At 65.5% G+C, this 18,214-nt stretch carries 15 protein-coding genes; all 15 read right to left on the reverse strand.

Annotation, left to right across the window (positions count from 1 at the left end):
• Positions 1 to 42 precede the first annotated feature (42 nt).
• Positions 43 to 300 carry a preprotein translocase subunit SecG gene (gene secG, locus BS38_RS0102045; protein ID WP_028269298.1) on the reverse strand — a complete coding sequence of 86 codons (258 nt, stop codon included), beginning with the start codon at positions 298 to 300 and terminating at the stop codon, positions 43 to 45.
• A 49-nt stretch (positions 301 to 349) separates the two neighbouring features.
• Positions 350 to 1,165, reverse strand: a complete 816-nt coding sequence (gene tpiA / locus BS38_RS0102050) for a triose-phosphate isomerase (RefSeq protein WP_028269299.1) — start codon at positions 1,163 to 1,165, stop codon at positions 350 to 352.
• A 97-nt stretch (positions 1,166 to 1,262) separates the two neighbouring features.
• Positions 1,263 to 2,489, reverse strand: coding sequence for a phosphoglycerate kinase (locus BS38_RS0102055; RefSeq protein ID WP_028269300.1), 1,227 nt, complete (start codon positions 2,487 to 2,489; stop codon positions 1,263 to 1,265).
• Positions 2,490 to 2,499: 10 nt separating this feature from the next.
• The gene (gene gap, locus BS38_RS0102060) at positions 2,500 to 3,510 is read right to left on the reverse strand and encodes a type I glyceraldehyde-3-phosphate dehydrogenase (RefSeq protein ID WP_028269301.1); all 1,011 of its coding nucleotides are present in this window, start codon (positions 3,508 to 3,510) and stop codon (positions 2,500 to 2,502) included.
• Positions 3,511 to 3,775: 265 nt separating this feature from the next.
• A complete protein-coding gene (locus BS38_RS0102065; RefSeq protein WP_028269302.1) occupies positions 3,776 to 4,399 on the reverse strand; it encodes a superoxide dismutase in 624 nt (207 codons plus the stop codon).
• A gap of 123 nt (positions 4,400 to 4,522) precedes the next feature.
• Positions 4,523 to 5,503: a DNA-binding protein WhiA gene (gene whiA, locus BS38_RS0102070; RefSeq protein WP_011691931.1), complete on the reverse strand. Its 981-nt coding sequence runs from the start codon at positions 5,501 to 5,503 to the stop codon at positions 4,523 to 4,525.
• Positions 5,504 to 5,512: 9 nt separating this feature from the next.
• Positions 5,513 to 6,532, reverse strand: coding sequence for a gluconeogenesis factor YvcK family protein (locus BS38_RS0102075; RefSeq protein WP_028269303.1), 1,020 nt, complete (start codon positions 6,530 to 6,532; stop codon positions 5,513 to 5,515).
• Positions 6,532 to 7,455 (reverse strand): RNase adapter RapZ, encoded by a 924-nt coding sequence (gene rapZ / locus BS38_RS0102080; RefSeq protein ID WP_028269304.1) that lies wholly within the window; start codon positions 7,453 to 7,455, stop codon positions 6,532 to 6,534. Before rapZ ends, BS38_RS0102075 begins: the two co-directional genes overlap by 1 nt.
• Before the next feature lie 68 nt (positions 7,456 to 7,523).
• Complete coding sequence (gene uvrC / locus BS38_RS0102085) at positions 7,524 to 9,533, reverse strand: excinuclease ABC subunit UvrC (protein WP_028269305.1); 2,010 nt, start codon at positions 9,531 to 9,533, stop codon at positions 7,524 to 7,526.
• Between the two features lie 142 nt (positions 9,534 to 9,675).
• Entirely contained in the window at positions 9,676 to 10,344 is a 669-nt protein-coding gene (locus BS38_RS0102090; protein ID WP_028269306.1) for a lysophospholipid acyltransferase family protein, read from the reverse strand.
• On the reverse strand, positions 10,331 to 11,047 hold the full coding sequence (locus BS38_RS0102095; protein WP_028269307.1) for an HAD hydrolase-like protein: 717 nt from the start codon (positions 11,045 to 11,047) through the stop codon (positions 10,331 to 10,333). The genes BS38_RS0102090 and BS38_RS0102095 overlap by 14 nt, the downstream gene beginning before the upstream one ends.
• 113 nt (positions 11,048 to 11,160) lie before the next feature.
• Positions 11,161 to 14,088 (reverse strand): excinuclease ABC subunit UvrA, encoded by a 2,928-nt coding sequence (gene uvrA, locus BS38_RS0102100; RefSeq protein WP_028269308.1) that lies wholly within the window; start codon positions 14,086 to 14,088, stop codon positions 11,161 to 11,163.
• A 46-nt stretch (positions 14,089 to 14,134) separates the two neighbouring features.
• The gene (locus tag BS38_RS0102105; RefSeq protein WP_028269309.1) at positions 14,135 to 14,515 is read right to left on the reverse strand and encodes a GntR family transcriptional regulator; all 381 of its coding nucleotides are present in this window, start codon (positions 14,513 to 14,515) and stop codon (positions 14,135 to 14,137) included.
• Entirely contained in the window at positions 14,512 to 16,332 is a 1,821-nt protein-coding gene (locus BS38_RS24140) for an ABC transporter ATP-binding protein (RefSeq protein ID WP_231511000.1), read from the reverse strand. The genes BS38_RS0102105 and BS38_RS24140 overlap by 4 nt, the downstream gene beginning before the upstream one ends.
• A 113-nt stretch (positions 16,333 to 16,445) precedes the next feature.
• Complete coding sequence (locus BS38_RS0102115; protein ID WP_081818778.1) at positions 16,446 to 18,182, reverse strand: ABC transporter ATP-binding protein; 1,737 nt, start codon at positions 18,180 to 18,182, stop codon at positions 16,446 to 16,448.
• Between the last annotated feature and the right edge of the window lie 32 nt (positions 18,183 to 18,214).

The raw sequence follows: 18,214 nt of genomic DNA on the forward strand, positions 1-18,214 counted from the left end.
CTTGAAAATTCCCGGTCCCGATTTCGTCCGGAAAAGCGGCTGCTAGGAGTCGCCGCCGCCGGAGAAGCGCATCAGCAGGCCGAGCGCGATAATAACAACGCCCCAGGTGACCCCGAGGATGATCGTGAACCTGTTGAGGTTGCGCTCGGCCACGCCGGACGAGCTCAGGCCAGAGCTCATGCCGCCGCCGAACATGTCCGACAGACCGCCGCCCCGTCCCTTGTGGAGCAGGATGAGCAGCGTCAGCAGGAGGCTGGTGATGCCCAGGAGGATCTGCAGAATGACATGAAGAACGTCCACGACGGCCTTTCAGAAGTTGATGATTGCGGGGGTCACGCCTGTGTCCGGACTAATCCGTCAGCAGGTGACTCTCGAACCTGACAATATTAGCAAACTCCGCGGGATCGAGGCTGGCCCCGCCCACCAACACGCCGTCGACGTCGCGTTCGTTGAGGATGGCCGCGGCGTTGTTGGCCTTGACCGAACCGCCGTAGAGCAGGCGGACCTTGGCGGCGACCTCGTCACCGAAGAGGCTGACGAGTTCGGCGCGGATGGCTGCGCACATTTCCTGGGCGTCCTGCGGTCCGGCAACCTCACCGGTGCCAATGGCCCAGACGGGTTCGTAAGCGACCACGAGTTCAGCAGCTTCTTCAGCGCCAAGGCCCTCAACGTCGGCACGGAGCTGGTCCAGGGTGTGCTGGACATGCGTTCCGGCCTGCCGGATTTCGAGGCCCTCGCCGACGCAGAGCACCGGGGTGACACCGTGGCGGAAGGCAGCCTTCACCTTGGCGTTCAGGACTTCGTCGGACTCGTTGTGGATGGTGCGCCGTTCGCTGTGGCCCACCAGGACGTACTTGCAGCCCAGCTTGTTGAGGAACTGGCCGCTGATGTCACCGGTGTAGGCACCCGAATCGAACTGCGACAGGTCCTGGCCGCCGTAGACAACCTCCAGTTCGTCACCCTGAACCAGGGTCTGGACGCCGCGGAGGTCGGTGAAGGGCGGGAAGACGGCAACTTCCGCGCGGCTGTAGTCATGCTTGGCATCGGACAGGGTCCAGGCCAGCTTCTGCAGCAGGGTGATGCCCTGGACGTGGTCCATGTTCATCTTCCAGTTGCCGGCGATGAGGGGCGTGCGGTCGAACTTGCCGTTCGTTGACGTTGTCACGTGTTCTCCAAAAAGTGCTTGTCCAAAAGGGGCTGATGATGGAAACAGCCGGCAGGGCCCCGGCTATTTCAGCGGGGCGCCCTGCCGGCTGGAGGATCTAGCGGTCCAGGACGCTGAGTCCCGGCAGTTCCTTGCCTTCGAGGTACTCCAGGCTGGCGCCGCCACCCGTGGAGATGTGGCCGAACTGGTCGTCAGCGAAGCCCAGCGTACGGACGGCGGCTGCGGAATCACCGCCGCCCACCACAGTGAAGGCATCCGCTTCAGTAAGCGCCTGCGCGATGGCACGGGTGCCGCCGGCAAATGCTTCGAATTCGAAGACACCCATGGGGCCGTTCCAGAACACGGTCTTGGCACCCTTGATCCGGCTGGCGAAGGCTGCTGCCGATTCGGGTCCGATGTCCAGGCCGATGCCCTGTGCGCCGAAGCTGCTGCTTTCGATGGCGTCCGCGCTGACCGTCTCGTGGTCGGCGTCCGCGGCGAACTTGGCCGCGACTACAACGTCCGTGGGCACAACGAACTCGGTGCCTGCGTCCGCCGCCCGTTTCAGGTAGTCCTGCACCACGGGGATCTGGTCTTCTTCCAGCAGGCTGCCGGCCACTTTGTGACCCTCGGCTGCGAGGAAGGTGAACAGCATTCCGCCGCCTACCAGGATGGTGTCCGCTTTGCCGATCAGGTTGTCAATGACGGCAAGCTTGTCCGAGACCTTTGAACCGCCGAGCACGACGACGTAGGGCCGCTGGGTCTCCGTGGTGAGCTTGCGCAGCACCTCGACCTCGGTGTGCACGAGGTCGCCCTGGTACGACGGCAGCCGTGTGGCGACGTCGTACACGCTGGCGTGCTTGCGGTGGACGGCGCCGAAGGCGTCATCCACAAACGCGCCGTTATCCCCGGTCAAGGCCACCAGTTCGTCCGCGAAGGCGCCGCGTTCGGCGCCGTCCTTGCTGGTCTCACGGGCATCGAAACGGACGTTTTCAAGAACCAGCGCTTCGCCGTCCTGCAGCGAAGCGGCAAGCTCCTTGGCCGAAGCACCAACGGTGTCCCCGGCCAAGGCGACCTTGAAGGACGCCAGCTCAGCCAGCCGCGTCACGGCGGGCTTGAGGGAGTATTTTTCTTCCGGGGCGCCCTTGGGGCGGCCGAGGTGGGCTGTGACCAGCACGCGGGCACCGGCGTCCGTGAGCTTCGTCAGTACTGGCAGGGAGGCCTTGATGCGGCCGTCGTCAGTCACTTCAGAGCCGTCGAGCGGCACATTCAGGTCACTTCTGACCAGAATGTACCGCCCGCGGACACCATCAGCGATCAGTTCGTTGAGGGTGTGGAATGTCATGTGTCTAACCCTAGCCCAGCTTGGATGCGACGAGCTCCGTGAGGTCGACAAGGCGGTTCGAGTAGCCCCATTCGTTGTCATACCAGGAAACAACCTTGACCTGGTTGCCGATGACCTTGGTCAAACCGGAGTCAAAGATCGACGACGCCGGGTCGCCGACGATGTCGGAGGAGACGATCGGCTCATCCGTGTAGGTCAGGAAGCCCTGGAGTGCCTCGGACTCGGACGCCTTCTTCAGCGCTGCGTTGACTTCCTCAACGGTGGTCTCGCGGGAAACGGTGACCGTGAGGTCCGTCGCGGAACCGGTGGGGACGGGAACGCGGATGGCGTAGCCGTCCAGCTTGCCCTTGAGTTCCGGAAGGACCAGGCCGATTGCCTTGGCCGCGCCGGTGGAGGTGGGGACCATGTTGATGGCGGCGGCGCGGGCACGGCGGAGGTCGTTGTGCGGGCCGTCCTGCAGGTTCTGGTCGGCGGTGTAGGCGTGGACGGTGGTCATCAGGCCACGCTCGATGCCGAACTCGTCGTTGACCACCTTGGCCAGCGGGCCGAGGCAGTTGGTGGTGCAGGAAGCGTTGGAGATGATGTGGTGCTTGGCGTTGTCGTACAGCTCGTGGTTCACGCCCATCACGATGGTGATGTCCTCGTCAGAGGCCGGGGCGGAGATCAGGACCTTCTTGGCGCCGGCGTCGATGTGCTTCTTCGCGGCAGCAGCCTTGGTGAAGAAACCGGTGGACTCGATGACGATGTCAACACCCAGCTCGCCCCAGGGGAGGTTGGCGGGATCGCGTTCGGCAAGGACCTTGACGACGTTGCCGTTGACGACGATGTTGCCGTCCTTGACCTCGATGGTCTCCTTCAGGCGGCCGCCTACGGAGTCGTACTTGAAGAGGTGGGCCAGCGCCTCGGGGCTGGTGAGGTCGTTGACTGCAACGATCTCGAGGTCAGCGCCCTGTGCGAGTGCTGCGCGGAAGTAGTTGCGGCCGATACGGCCAAAGCCGTTGATACCAATACGGGTCGTCACTTTTTCAGTCTCCTTGGTGCTTGTAGAAGCACAACTAGTTGAGCGGGCGTTCAAGCCAACTAACAGATCCCGCACGCCATTGGGCAGAGATGATTACCAGATCGGAGGGCGACCAGCCACATTGCTGAAGGCTAACCGCCTTCCGTGATCCATCTTACGTTTAAGTAGGTCGACCCCCGCAAGTGCGGGGGCCGTCCTTCCACGATTCGGTCCTAAACGGCCTGAATGTGAAGTTTGTTACAGGTGGGTGTCGTGCCTGTCACGCTTAGAGGGTGATGAGGCCCGTGGCGTTCTTGCGTGCACCGTCGAAGCGCTTGGCGACGTCGGCCCAGTTCACGATGTTCCAGAATGCCTTGACGTAGTCAGCCTTGACGTTGACGTAGTCCAGGTAGAAGGCGTGCTCCCACATGTCGAGCATGAGCAGCGGCGTGGTGCCGAGTGCAACGTTGCCCTGCTGGTCGTACAGCTGCTCGATGACGAGGTTTCCGCCGATGGGCTCGTAGGCGAGGAAGCCCCAGCCCGAACCCTGCAGGCCGAGCGCGGCAGCGCTGAACTGCGCACGGAAGGCGTCGAAGGAACCGAAGGCATCGTCGATGGCCGCGGCCAGTTCACCCTCGGGCTTGTCGCCGCCGTCCGGAGACAGGTTGTTCCAGAACACGGAGTGGTTGACGTGGCCGCCGGTGTGGAAAGCCAGGTCCTTCGAAAGGCGGTTGATGTTGGCGAAGTCGCCCTTTTCGCGTGCCTCAGCCAGCTGTGCCAGCGCGTTGTTGGCGCCGGCCACGTAGGCAGCGTGGTGCTTGCTGTGGTGCAGCTCCATGATGCGGGCGGAGATGTGGGGCTCCAGCGCTGCATAGTCGTAGCTAAGTTCAGGCAGTACGTACTCGGTCACAAAATCCTCCATTGTCGTGGACGGGTTGTCCGGTTTGCTAACTCTCGGATTGTGCATCCGGATGACTGGTCACCCGGAAATTTAGCGGGTTTCCGTTACCCGGTCTTGATTCTAGGGGTGCCGTTACTCGTCCAGCATTTCCGGCGTCACATTGGCCTCGGTCCCGGGGATCCCCAGGTCCAGGGCGCGCTTGTCCGCCATCGCCAGGAGCCTGCGGATCCTGCCGGCAATGGCGTCCTTGGTCATGGGCGGGTCCGCCAGCCGGCCGAGTTCGTCCAGGCTGGCCTGCTTGTGCGCAACACGCAGTTCACCGGCGTATTTCAGGTGGTCCGGGACATCGTCACCGAGGATCTCCAAGGCGCGGTCCACCCTGGCCCCGGCGGCAACAGCGGCCTGCGCCGAGCGGCGCAGGTTCGCGTCGTCGAAGTTGGCCAGCCTGTTGGCCGTGGCCCGCACCTCTTTGCGCATGCGGCGTTCTTCCCAGACCATCAAGGCGTCGTGCGCGCCCATTCGGGTGAGCAGGGCGGCGATGGTGTCGCCGTCCCGGATCACCACGCGGTCCACTCCCCTGACTTCGCGGGCCTTGGCCTGGATGCCCAGGCGGCGGGCCGCCCCAACCAGCGCCAGCGCCGATTCGGGTCCGGGACATGTCACTTCCATCGCGGAGGAGCGGCCGGGTTCGGTCAGCGAGCCGTGGGCAAGGAACGCCCCGCGCCACACGGCTTCCGCGTCGGCGGCGGAGCCGTTGACCACTGCCGAGGGCAGCCCCCGCACGGGACGGCCGCGGGCGTCCAGCAGCCCGGTCTGGCGGGCGAGTGCTTCGCCGTCCCGCACCACGCGGACCACATACCGGTTGCCGCGGCGGAGCCCGCCGCCGGAGACGACGATGATCTCGCTCTGGTGGCCGTAGACTTCCGCGATGGCAGCCCGGAGCCGGCGCGCCGTGGACGCGAGGTCCACCTCGGCTTCGATGACGATCCGGCCCGAAATGATGTGGAGTCCGCCGGCGAATCGCAGCATTGCGGAGACTTCAGCCTTGCGGACCGAGGACTTCTTAATGTCCAGGCGGGACAGTTCTTCCTTGACTGATGATGTCAGTGCCATGGCACCTTCCTAACTGTTCCCGAAAATATCGTGGTACGCCGTTGCCAGACGCAGGGGGTCGTGGATCGGACGGCGGCTCGACGCCCCTACTTTACCCAACACAACCTCGGCGCCGAGCATCCCGGCGGCCCGCTTGAATTCCTCGACGTCCGGCACGGACACGGGGTCCGCGAGCACGACGTCGATGCTGAAGTCGGGCGCATAGCTGCGCAGCACATGCAGGTGGTCGGCGGCGGACATGCCGGAGGTCTCTTTGGTGTCCGTGGCCAGGTTCATGGTGAGGCACCGCCTCGCGGGCGTATCGGACAGCGCCTGGCGCATCTCGGGCAGCAGCAGGTGCGGCAGCACGGACGTGTACCAGGACCCCGGCCCGAGGATGACCCAGTCAGCCAGTTCGATGGCCGTCAGGGCTTCGACGCAGGCATGGGCCGATTCCGGCAGGAGCCGGACGCTCTCCAGCGAACCCGCCACCGCGCACTTGGCCTGGCCCCTGACCGTTTCCAGGGTGGACGTCCCGTCCGGACCGGGAACCCGGACTTCGCCCTCGATCGTCAGCGGCTCGCTGGACATGGGCAGGACCTGTCCGCGGGCACCGAGCAGCGCGCCGGCCCACTTCAGGCCGCCGACGGTGTCGCCGAGCAGCTCCCAGAGGGTGACGATAAGCAGGTTGCCCATGGCGTGGTCGTCAAGTGAACCGCCGCGGCCTGCCCCCGGCTTGAAGCGGTGCTGCATGACATCCCGCCAGGTCCGGCCCCAGTCGGTGTCGTCACACAGGGCCGTCAGTGCCATCCGGAGGTCTCCGGGCGGGAGGACGCCGTACTCCTCGCGCAGGCGGCCGGAGGACCCGCCGTCGTCCGCTACGGTGACGATGGCGGTCAGGTCGGAGGTGAGCAGGCGAAGGGCGGACAGCGAAGCGGAGAGCCCGTGGCCCCCGCCGAGGGCGACGACGGACGGCCCTTTGTCCAACTGCCCGCCGATGGTCCCCCCGGCCGGCGGAACCAGGGGCAGCGGCCCGGTAAGCAGTCCCATTACTCCCGGCCCAGATCCCGGTGCGTGGTGGTTACGGTGACCCGGGGGTACTGTGCGAGCTTCTTTGACAGTTCCATGGCGACCGCAACCGACCGATGCTTGCCGCCGGTGCAGCCCACGGCGATGGTGGCGTAGTGCTTGTTCTCCCGGCGGTAGCCGTCCAGGACGGGTTCGATCGCCAGGACGTAGCGGTCCACGAAGCTCTTGACCCCCTCGGCCTCAAGGACGTAATCGCTGACGTCCTTGTCCAGGCCGGTGTGCGGGCGGAGCTGCGGAACCCAGTGCGGGTTCGGGATGAAGCGCGCGTCCACCACAAAGTTCGCATCCACCGGCAGGCCGTACTTGAAGCCGAAGCTCATGACGTTCAGCCGAAGGGCCACGGGGCCGGTTTCGCTGAAGAGCTCGGTGATGGCGGTGGCCAGTGCGTGGACGTTGAACTCGGACGTGTCCAGCACAATGTCAGCGGAATCGCGGAGTTCATGCAGCAGCTCCCGCTCTGCGGCGATGCCGTCGAGGATCCGCCCGCCTTCCTGGAGCGGGTGCGGACGGCGGCCCTGCTCGAAGCGCCGGACCAGGACGTCGTCGTTGGCGTCCAGGAACAGGACGCGGAACATGACACCGCTCGCCTCAAGGGTCTTCAGCGCGGTCCGGATATCAGTGAACAGCGCCTTGCTGCGGACGTCCACCACCACGGCCAGCTTGGGAATGGACTGCGGGGCGTGGGACACGAGCTCAGCCAGGGTGCCGAGCATCTGCGGCGGAAGATTTTCCACCACGTACCAGCCGTGGTCCTCAAGGGCGTCCGCAGCGGTACTGCGGCCTGCCCCGGACATACCCGTCACCACGAGCAGCTCCGCTTCAACGGGCCTGACGGGCGTCATGCCGTCCTGTTCCGCTTCGGATCCTGCCGTTGACTCTGCCATGAGCAATGCCCCATTCCTGCTGTGTAATTCGACGCAACCGCGCGTTCCGCTTCAGGTCCTTACCCTAGCTAAGTTTCAATGATTTCGCCGGTGGTCATGTTGATTGCCGGCACTTCCGTACCCGAGGCCGCGGCACCGCTGCTGAAATGGCTGACGATGGCGTCAGCCAGCGAGGGTCCGATGCCCTTGGCCGTGGCCAGTTCCGCCGCACTCGCTGTGCGGATGCTCTTGACGGAACCGAACTGTGCCAGCAGTGCTTTGCGCTTGGCCTCGCCCAGGCCGGGAACGCTGTCCAGGGCCGAAACCGTCATGGCCTTGCCGCGCTTCTGGCGGTGGAAGGTAATGGCGAAGCGGTGGGCTTCATCGCGGATGCGCTGGAGCAGGTAGAGGCCTTCGGACGTCCTGGGCAGGATCACCGGGAAATCACTGTCCGGGAGCCAGACCTCTTCAAGGCGCTTGGCCAGCCCAACCACGTAGACGTCCTCGATCCCGAGCTCTGCCAGGGCACGCGCTGCCGCATTGACCTGGGGCTTGCCGCCGTCCACCACCACCAGGTTGGGCGGATAGGCGAATTTTGCGCGCGGGGCGGGGGTGGTGGTGTCCTGCATGGAAGCGACGGCCAGGGCCTCAAGCGCGGCCTGGTGGCCGGGAAGTTTCGCTGCTTCCGCCTGCGCCTCCTGCTCCTGGAGGTAGTTCCGGAATCGCCTGGTGAGAACATCGTGCATGGCTGCGGTGTCGTCCGTGGCTGCGGCGCCGGTGATGGAGAATTTGCGGTAGTCGGACTTCTTGGGAAGGCCGTCTTCCACCACCACCATGGAGGCCACCACGTTGGTCCCCTGCACGTGCGAGATGTCGAAGCACTCGATGCGGAGCAGCGCCACAGGAAGGTCCAGGGCTTCCTGGAGTTCCTGCAGGGCCAGGGACCGGTTGGTCAGGTCTCCGGCCCGGCGCGACTTGTGCAGCTTCAGAGCATGCTCGGCGTTTTCCCGCACTGTGGACATGAGCGCTGCCTTGTCGCCGCGGCGCGGGACCCGGATGTCCACCTTCGCGCCCCGCAGCCCGGCGAGCCACTGGGCGAGTTCAGCGGCGTTGCTCGGCTCTTCGGGCACCAGGACTTCGCGGGGCATCCGCCCCTGCGTTTCGCCTTCTTCGCCGTAGACCTGCTGGAGCAGGTGCTCCACGAGGTCCGGCGTCGTGAAGTCTTCGACCTTCTCCACCACCCAGCCGCGCTGGCCGCGGACGCGCCCGCCCCGGACGTGGAACACCTGAACGGCCGCCTCCAGCTCGTCCTCATGCAGCGCGAAGATGTCGGCGTCAGTGTCCTCCGCGAGAACCACGGCGTTGCGTTCGAAGACCTTCCGGAGGGCGATGATGTCGTCCCGGACCCGTGCGGCACGCTCGTAGTCAAGCTCGGCAACAGCCGCAGCCATGTCCTTTTCCAGCCGCCCGATGAAGCGCTTGGCTTCGCCGCCCATGAAGGAGCAGAAGTCCTCCGCCAGTGCCCGGTGTTCCTCCGGCGTCACCCGGCCGACACACGGCGCGGAGCATTTGTCGATGTAGCCGAGCAGGCAGGGCCGCCCGCTTGCCTGCGCCCGCTTCAGGACGCCGGGGCTGCAGCTGCGGACCGGGAAGACGCGCAGCAGCGTATCCATGGTTTCGCGGATGGCTCCGGCCGTGTACGGGCCGAAGTAGCGGGTGCCCTTGCGGCGTTCCCCGCGCAGCACCTGCACGCGGGGGAACTTCTCCCCCATCGTGACGGCAAGGTACGGGTAGGTTTTGTCATCGCGGAAGACGACATTAAACCGGGGCTTGAATTCCTTGATCCAGGTGTACTCCAGCTGGAGCGACTCAAGCTCACTTCCGACGACGGTCCACTCCACGCTGCTGGCAGCGTGGACCATGGCGTACGTCTTGGGCAGCAGTCCTCCGGGATTGGCGAAGTACGAATTCAGGCGGGACCGCAGGCTTTTGGCCTTGCCGACATAGATGACTCGGCCGTGCGGATCCCGGAAGCGGTACACGCCCGGGTTGGTTGGAATCTCACCCGTTTGGGGTCGGTAACTAGCTGGATCTGCCACGATTCAAGTCTACTGACGCTGCAGGGGTCTTCCGGACAAGGGACTCCCCTGCAGTGATCCTTCCGCCCTCAGGCTTACTCCGTCAGGCTTACGCCGTCAGGCCCCCGCCCGGAGGCCGGGCCAGGGCCCGCGGTCCGTGGCGCTACTCCGCGACCTTGCTCTGGTTGTAGCTGGTGGAACGCTCCTGGCGGCTGAGCTCTGCAATGGCGTCCATGATGCGGTCCGTGACCTGGCGCCGGGCCGGCAGTGAGTGGTCCGGTCCGGTCTTTTCGAAGTACAGCGGCTCGCCCACTTTCATGGTGAAGTGCTGCGGCTTCACGCCGTTCTGCCCGGCGGGCTGGAGGTTCTCGGTACCGATGAGGCCGACCGGAATGACGGGGGCCCCGGTGGTCAGGGCCAGCCAGCCGACTCCCGTGCGGCCGCGGTAGAGGATGCCGTCCCTGGACCGCGTACCTTCCGGGTAGATGCCGATGCCTTTCCCGGCCTCGAGGATGTCCAGCAGCGTCTTGAGCGCAGCCACACTCGCAGCCTGCTCCCCGCGCTCCACCGGGATGGAGCCTACGGATTCGAAGAAGGACTTCATGACCTTCCCCTTCACGCCTCCCGTGGTGAAGTATTCGGCCTTGGCGAAGAAGGCCACCGGACGTGGCATGAGCGCCTGCACGATCACGCTGTCCAGGAAGGACAGGTGGTTCGGCGCCACGATGAACGGGCCCTCTTTGGGAACGTTCTCCAGCCCGATGACAGTGGGACGGCAGGTTCCGGAGATCAGGGTGCGGGTGGTCCAGCGGATTGCATCAAACAGTGCCATCGTTGCGCACCTCGCTTAGGGCAGCGGCGCGTACGGCGTCCATGCTTTCAACCGCCGCGACGAGGTCTGTTGTGGAGTGCACGATAGTCACGGCGCCCGCCTCATGAAGCTCGCCGTCGGGAGCGAATCCCCAGCTGACGCCGATGCAGTCCAGGCCGTTCGCCATGGCGCCGGCCACGTCCTGGGCGCGGTCCCCCACCATGACGGCGTGTTGCGTGCGGAGATCCGACATGGCGGCGGCGATAATTTCGGTCTTTCCGCGCGGGGCGTTGGTGTGAGCGGCCTCATCGGCCGCCGAACCGCGGATGAAGCGGAAGGAAGCGGCGATGCCGTGGTGTTCCAGCACGATCCGTGCCAGCCCTTCCGGCTTCTGCGTGGCGACGGCAATCGGACGGCCCGCGGCGGCGTAGCCTTCGACGACTTCCTGGATCCCGGGGTACAAGCGGCTCTGGGCGATGCCGGTCTCGAGGTAGTGCGCCCGGTACAGGCGGATGACCTCCGCCAGCTGCTCCTGCGGAACTCCCGCGATATGAAGGAGGGAGTCGCTGAGCTTCGGACCGATCATCGCGTCCAGTTGGGCCTGGGCCGGGACCCTGATGCCGAGTTGGGTAAGGGCCGCGGAGATTCCGCCCGTTATTCCCCCCGCCGGATCGACAAGAGTGCCGTCCAGGTCGAAGATCACGGGCACTGTTGAAAGGGTCACCGGCTTAGTTTCCCACAAGTGCGCGAATGGCTGAAACTCGCATTCCCCGGCGGGAATACTTCTTCCCGCCGGATCAGCAAGCTCCAGCCATTCAGCGCACTTAAGGTCTCCTGCTAGCTGAGGATCTCCGCCAGGAACGAGGCCGTGTAGCTCTTTGTCGATTTCGCGACCTGTTCAGGGGTGCCGGTGGCGATGATCTGTCCGCCGCCGGAACCGCCGTCGGGCCCAAGGTCCACGATCCAGTCCGCGCTCTTGATGACGTCGAGGTTGTGTTCAATGGTGATCACGGTGTTGCCCTTGTCCACCAGGCCCTGGAGGACCATGAGGAGTTTGCGGATGTCCTCGAAGTGCAGGCCCGTGGTGGGCTCGTCCAGGACGTAGATGCTGCGGCCGTTGGACCGCTTCTGGAGTTCCGCGGCCAGCTTGACGCGCTGGGCTTCACCGCCGGACAGCGTGGTGGCGGGCTGCCCCAGCCGCACATAGCCCAGGCCGACATCCACCAGCGTGCGGAGGTGGCGGGCGATCGGGGTGAAAGCGGCGAAGAACTCGGCACCTTCCTCGATGGGCATGTCCAGGACATCTGCGATGGTCTTGCCCTTGTAGTGGACTTCCAGGGTTTCCCGGTTGTACCGTGCGCCGTGGCAGACCTCGCAGGGCACATAGACGTCCGGCAGGAAGTTCATTTCGATCTTCAGCGTGCCGTCTCCGGAGCAGGCCTCGCAGCGGCCGCCCTTCACGTTGAACGAGAACCGCCCGGGCTGGTAGCCGCGGACCTTGGCTTCGGTGGTCTCCGCGAAGAGCTTCCGGATGTTGTCGAACACACCGGTGTACGTGGCGGGGTTGGAACGCGGGGTCCGGCCGATGGGGCTCTGATCGACGTGCACCACCTTGTCCAGGTGCTCCAGGCCCTGCACGGCCTTGTGCCGGCCGGCCACCTGCTTGGCGCCGTTGAGCTTGTTGGCCAGCACCTTGTAAAGGATTTCGTTGACCAGCGTTGACTTGCCGGAACCGCTGACGCCGGTCACCGCCGTCAGCAGGCCCAGCGGGAAGGCGGCATCCACGTTGACCAGGTTGTTTTCCCTGGCCCCGATGACCTTCAGCTCACGCTTCTTGTCGTACTTGCGCCGCTTCGTGGGGATTTCGATCTTCTTCCGGCCGGAAAGGTAGTCGCCTGTGAGGGACTCCGTGTTTTCCAGGAGTTCCTTGTACGAACCGGAATGCACCACCTGGCCGCCGTGTTCGCCGGCACCGGGTCCGATGTCGACCACCCAGTCAGCTTCCTGGATGGTGTCTTCGTCATGCTCCACCACGATGAGGGTGTTGCCGAGGTCGCGCAGGCGGGTAAGCGTTTCAATCAGCCGCCGGTTGTCCCGCTGGTGCAGGCCGATGGACGGTTCGTCCAGGACGTAGAGGACGCCCACCAGGCCGGAACCGATCTGGGTGGCCAGCCGGATGCGCTGCGCTTCGCCGCCGGACAGGGTGCCGGAGGGACGCTCCAGGTTCAGGTACTCCAGCCCCACGTCGAGGAGGAAGGTCAGGCGCGCCTGGATTTCCTTCAGGACCTGGTGGGCGATCTGGGCTTCACGGCCGGTCAGCACCAGGGTGTCCAGGAAGTGCGCGCATTCACGCATGGGCATGGCGGCGACCTCGGCAATGGACTTGCCGTTGATCAGCACGGAGAGCGACGCCGGGTTGAGGCGGGCGCCGTTGCAGGCCGGGCACGGAATCTGCCGCATGTACTCTTCGTACCGGTCCCGGGCCGAGTCCGAGTCGGTTTCCACGTGCTTGCGGTGCACGTACTGGATGACGCCTTCGAAGCCGGTGCTGTACTTGCGCTCACGGCCGAAGCGGTTGCGGTACTGCACCACCACCTTGTGGTCCTTGCCGTGCAGGACGGTCTGCCGGATGTCCTTGGGCAGCTTCTGCCACGGCGTGGTCATCGAGAAGCCGAGCTCCTTGGCCAGCCCTGACAGTAGCCTGTTCCAGTACTCGCTGGTGGCCGTGCCCAGCGACCAGGGTGCGATGGCACCCTCACCCAGGGAGAGCTCGCCGTTGGGAATGATGAGTTCCTCGTCAACTTCCAGCTTGGTGCCGATGCCGCTGCAGGCGGAGCACGCGCCGAAGGGGTTGTTGAAGGAGAACGAGCGGGGTTCGATTTCGTCGATGGCAAGGGGGTGCTCGTTGGGGCACGCGAGGTGCTCGGAGAACGCCCGGACCCGTTCCGGGTCATCCGCTTCGAGGTCCACGAACTCTGCAAGGACGCGGCCCTCGGCCAAGCCGAGTGCGGTTTCGACGGAGTCGGTCAGGCGCTGGCTGATGCCCTCCTTGACCACGAGACGGTCCACCACCACTTCGATGGTGTGCTTGAACTGCTTGCCGAGCTTGGGCGGGTCGCTGAGCTGGATCAGCTTGTCATCCACCCTGGCCCGTGAATAGCCCTTGGCCGTGAGTTCCTTGAAGAGCTCCACGAATTCGCCCTTGCGCCCGCGGACGACGGGAGCAAGGACCTGGAAGCGCGTGCCTTCCGGCAGTTCCAGCAGCTGGTCCACGATCTGCTGCGGCGTCTGCTTGGCCACCTGCTCCCCGCAGATGGGGCAGTGCGGACGGCCCACGCGGGCCCAGAGCAGGCGCATGTAGTCGTAGATCTCGGTGATGGTGCCCACCGTGGACCGCGGGTTCTTGCTGGTCGATTTCTGGTCGATGGAAACCGCCGGGGACAACCCTTCGATGAAGTCCACGTCCGGTTTGTCCACCTGCCCCAGGAACTGCCGGGCGTACGCGGAGAGGGATTCGACGTAGCGGCGCTGGCCCTCGGCGAAGATCGTGTCGAACGCCAGGGACGATTTTCCGGAGCCGGACAGGCCGGTGAAAACGATCATCGAGTCCCGTGGAAGGTCCAGGTCCACGTTCCGCAGATTGTGCTCCCGGGCCCCCTTAACCACGAGCCGGGAAAGGTCAGGGCGCGCCGGTTTTCCCTGGTTCAGGGGGACGACGGCGGGGCGGGCATCAACGGCTGGTTCTTCAGCTACGGCTTTAGGCACCCACTAATGCTAATCGAAAACTTCTTCGAATTTCTATTGAGGGCGCCTATTCGGCGTCGTACGCGGCCGCCAGCAGCTGCACTGCCTCCGCGAAGCTGGCGCCCTGCGCCTTTGCCGCCGTGGCGAATTCGGCCGCCGCCGCGGTCAGGGAGGTCCAGGCCTCGTCCCTGGCGCAGACGATGGTTCCGTGCCTGCCGCGGGTGGCGACAACTCCTGCCGCCTCCAGCTCCTTATAGGCGCGGGCCACTGTGTGCGGCGCGACGCCCAGTGCCGCGGCAAGGTTGCGGACGGCGGGCAGCCTCGTCCCGGGTGCCAGGGTGCCGCTGTCCGCCCGCTCGATGATGTTCAGCCGCAGCTGTTCGAACAGGGGCACTGTACTGCCCTGGTTGGGTTTCCAGGTCCCCGGAAATTCCTGCGCGCCGCTCACCGGCCGGACTCCGGTGCGCTCGGGGTCTCTTCCCCGCCGGCAAACTGTGCGGCGTACAGCCTGCCGTAATGGCCGTTGGCTGCCAGCAGCTGTTGGTGGTTCCCTTGCTCTACGATTCGTCCGTGGTCCATGACCAGAATTAGATCAGCGTCCCGCACAGTGGACAAACGGTGGGCGATGACGAAGCTGGTCCGTCCCCGCCGCAGCCGCTGCATGGCCTGCCGGATCTGCAGTTCCGTGCGCGTGTCAACGGAGCTCGTCGCCTCGTCCAGGATCAGGATGCTCCGTCCGGCGAGGTGGGCGCGGGCTATGGTGATGAGCTGCCGCTGGCCCTGGCTCAGGGTGTCTCCGTCGTTGCCGAGCACGGTCGCGTAGCCGTCCGGAAGGGCCCGCACGAAGTGGTCCACCAGGGTGGCTTCGGCGGCTTCGAGGATGTCTGCCTCGCTCGCGCCGGGACGGCCGTATTCAATGTTCTCCCTGATGGAGCCGCTGAACACCCAGGCGTCCTGCAGCACCATCCCGATCAGGGAGCGCAGTTCATCGCGGGAGCGCCCGGTGATGTCCTCGCCGTCAATGGTGATCCGGCCGGAATCGAGCTCATAGAACCTCATGAGCAGGTTCACCATGGTGGTTTTGCCCGCCCCGGTATGGCCCACGATCGCGACGGTCTGCCCCGGCTCGGCGGTGAAGGACAATTCCTCGACCACCGGAACGTCACGGCTGTAGCCGAAGGTGACGGCGTCGAACACCACCCGGCCGCCGGTGGCGCCAACGGTGACGCCGTCCGTTGGCGCGCCTTCGGCCGGACCGGCCCCGGGCGGGTCGGCTTCGGCCGGGTCGGCCCTGTGCTGGCCGGACCCGGCCCGTCCTGCCGGGTCCTGCCCGGCTCCGTCGCGTGGTATCTCCGGCGCGTCCAGCAGGGCGAACACGCGTTCAGCCGACGCCATGCAGGACTGGATCAGGGTCAGCATGCCGCCGATCTGGCCGATGGGCTGGCTGAAAAGCCTGCTGAACTGGATGAAGGCCTGGACCCCGCCGATGGTCATGGCACCTGCCGTGACCTGCAGCGCGCCCACCACGGCCACCGCAATGTAATTGAGGTTTGAAACAAACACCAGCAGCGGCTGCACGGCGCCGGAAACGTACTGGGCACGTGCGCTGGTCCGGAAGAGCCGGTCATTGCTGTTGGTGAAGATCTCGGTGGCCATGCCCTGCCGGCCGAAAGCCTTGAGCACCTCGTGCCCCGTGATGTACTCCTCCAGGTGCGCGTTGAGCTCACCCGTGGTGGTCCACTGCTCGGAAAAGTGGGCCTGGGACTTGCGGGCTATCAATACCGTCACCACCGTGGAAAACGGCACGGTCACAAGGGCAATGACCGCCAGCAGCGGCGAAAGCCACAACATCATGGACAACGCGCCGAGGAGCATCAGCACCGACAGGATCAGCTGGTTCAGCAACTGGTTCATGGCCTGCGAGATGTTGTCGACGTCGTTCGTTGCGCGGCTGAGGACATCGCCGCGCCGCTGCTCGTCGAAATGCGCGGACGGCAGCCTCGCCAGTTTGTCCTCCACCGCGGCCCGCAGCCCGTAGCTCACCCGTTGCACCGCCATGGCGGTGACCGCTCCCTGGACCCAGCTGAACACCGACGCACCGATGTACATCACCGCGACCACCAGCAGCAGTGCTGCCAGCTGCTGTTCGTTGAAGGTCCCTCCAAAAACACCTTCAACCACGACGTCGGTGGCGTCACCCAGCAGCTTGGGGGCCGACACGTTGAGCGCCACAAACGCGCAGGTGGCCACGACAGCGGCGAGCATGCGCCACTTAACCGGCCGCAGCAGTCCAAGCAGCCGCCTCCCGGTAGCCCAGGCGCCGGCACCTGCTCCGGCCACCGCCGTCGTCGTCGGTGTGGTTTTTGTGGTGGCAGTCCTCACAGCCGGCCTCCCAACGCGAGCTGAGAGGCGGCGATTTCCTGGTAGACCGTCGAGGTGCGCATGAGTTCGGCATGCGTCCCCTGGGCAACGAGCCTCCCCTGGTCCAGCACCAGGATGAGTCCGGCGTCAAGGATGGTGGCGATGCGTTCCGCGACGATGATGACGGTGGACCGGTGCGTGAGCGGGACGAGGGCCTGGCGGAGGCGGGCGTCCGTGGCGTAGTCCAGCGCCGAGAGGCTGTCATCGAAAACGTATACGGGAGCGTCCCGGAGCAGTGCGCGGGCGATGCACAGCCGTTGGCGCTGCCCGCCGGAGAAGTTCGTTCCGCCCTGGCTCACGGGGCTATGGATCCCGTCCGGGAGGTCGCGCACAAAGTCCTCCGCCTGGGCGGTGCGGAGCGCACGAAGGAGGTCCGCGTCGCTGGCCTCCGGGGCCGCTATCCTCAGGTTCTCGGCCACGGTCCCGGAAAAGAGGTAGGCACGCTGGGGCACCAGTGACAGGCTGTCGCGGAGGAAATGGACGGGAAGTGACTTGACGTTGTGGCCGCCGATCAGGACCTCTCCGGAAGTGGTTTCCAGGAACCGGGGCAGCAGGTTGAGCAGCGTTGTCTTGCCGCTGCCGGTGGAACCGATGATGGCGGTGACTGTGCCCGGCGAGGCCGTGAAACTGATGCGGTCCAGCACGGGTGCTTCCGCTCCGGGGTAGGCAAAAGTGACGTTGCGGAATTCCACCGTGCCACCGGGAGTCCGCCGCGCGTGGGGCAGCCCGGCCCGGGAAATCGGTGCATCCGCGATGGCGGGGCGGGTGTCCAGCACGGCCTGGATCCGTTCGGCGCACACCGCGGCGCGGGGTGCCGTCATCAGCACGTACATTGCCATCATGATGGCAATGAGGATCTGCAGGATGTAGGCAATGAAGGCCGTCAGCGAACCGATCTGCATGTCCCCGGCCTGGATCCGGTGGCCGCCGAACCACACCACGCCCACCGACGACAGGTTCACCACGATCATGATCAGCGGCAGCATCGCTGCCACCAGCAAAGCAGACTGCAGGTTGTTCCGGGTCAGTTCACGGTTGACGACGGCGAAGCGGTGCGCCTCATGTGCTTGGCGGACGAAGGCACGGATGACGTTGGCTCCGATGATCTGCTCCCGCAACACCCTGCCGATGCGGTCGATCAGGACCTGGCCCTCCCGGTACAGGGGCACGAGCCGGCGCACGATGACGAACATGATGAGCACCAGCACCGGAATGATGGCCACCACAATGCCGGACAGCACCACGTCCTGGTTGAGGGCCAGCACGATCCCGCCGATTCCCATGGCGGGAGCTGCCACGAGCATGGTGAAGACCAGCACGGCCAGTGCCTGGATCTGCTGGACATCATTGGTGCCGCGGGTGACCAGGCTGGGCACGCCGAACGCGCCAACCTCCTGGGAGGAGAGCGACTGGACCTTGGCGAAGAGTTCCTGGCGGAGCCGGTGGCCGAGCTTCATCGCCACATTGGCGCTGAAGTACCCTGCGGCAAGGGCAGCCGCCACCTGGACGGCGGCTATTCCCGCCATCCAGCCGCCCAGCCGAAGGATAACGTCCGTGTTCCCCTTGACGATTCCGTCGTCAATGACGGCGGCATTGAGCGTGGGCAGCAACAGGTTGGCCGTGGTCTGGACAAGCTGCAGCAGCACGATGGCCAGGACCACCGGCTTATGCTCGGCGAGCAGCCGCAGCATCATGCCTCGGAGCACCGCACCTCCCCCCGCCGGGA

It is taken from the genome of Arthrobacter sp. UNC362MFTsu5.1 (genome assembly GCF_000685965.1).
Lineage (GTDB): Bacteria > Actinomycetota > Actinomycetes > Actinomycetales > Micrococcaceae > Arthrobacter.

Bases quoted from the DNA above. Each gene is read 5' to 3' on its own strand.
- rapZ (WP_028269304.1), bottom strand. From the start codon at position 7,455: ATGGCAGAGTCAACGGCAGGATCCGAAGCGGAACAGGACGGCATGACG.
- whiA (WP_011691931.1), bottom strand. From the start codon at position 5,503: ATGGCACTGACATCATCAGTCAAGGAAGAACTGTCCCGCCTGGACATT.
- BS38_RS0102090 (WP_028269306.1), bottom strand. From the start codon at position 10,344: ATGGCACTGTTTGATGCAATCCGCTGGACCACCCGCACCCTGATCTCC.
- BS38_RS0102075 (WP_028269303.1), bottom strand. From the start codon at position 6,532: ATGGGACTGCTTACCGGGCCGCTGCCCCTGGTTCCGCCGGCCGGGGGG.
- BS38_RS0102115 (WP_081818778.1), bottom strand. From the start codon at position 18,182: ATGATGCTGCGGCTGCTCGCCGAGCATAAGCCGGTGGTCCTGGCCATC.
- BS38_RS24140 (WP_231511000.1), bottom strand. From the start codon at position 16,332: ATGCTCGCCGCTGTCGTGGCCACCTGCGCGTTTGTGGCGCTCAACGTG.
- BS38_RS0102055 (WP_028269300.1), bottom strand. From the start codon at position 2,489: ATGACATTCCACACCCTCAACGAACTGATCGCTGATGGTGTCCGCGGG.